1 pseudogene is annotated in these 247 nt (G+C 71.3%); it reads left to right on the top strand.

The annotated features are described in order from the left end of the window. Positions 1-247 (top strand): annotated as a pseudogene (locus tag SB751_RS33835) (hypothetical protein); the annotation flags it as partial.

Below are 247 nucleotides of genomic sequence, written 5' to 3'. Positions count from 1 at the left end.
AGCCGTCGAAGCGCCCGCAGCGCCGATTACGTCGACAACACAGCCCGAGCATCTGCCGGAAACCGAACCGGCGCCCGCGCCCCTTCCGGTTTTCGCGGCGGAGGTAGAGGCGGAGGCGAAGGCAGAGCCCATCGCTTCCTCCACGACCGCACCGTCGGACAGCGCGCAAGTCAGCGCGCCGCAGCACGTAGAAGCACCGGCAGCGCCGATCATCCCGCCGCTGCCCGCGCTCGCCGACGCGCCGTAC

This window comes from Cupriavidus sp. SIMBA_020, from assembly GCF_046535395.1.
In the GTDB taxonomy this organism is placed as follows: domain Bacteria; phylum Pseudomonadota; class Gammaproteobacteria; order Burkholderiales; family Burkholderiaceae; genus Cupriavidus; species Cupriavidus campinensis.
Note: the sequence above shows the minus strand (reverse complement) of the source record. Positions and strands in the feature narration are given on the sequence as shown.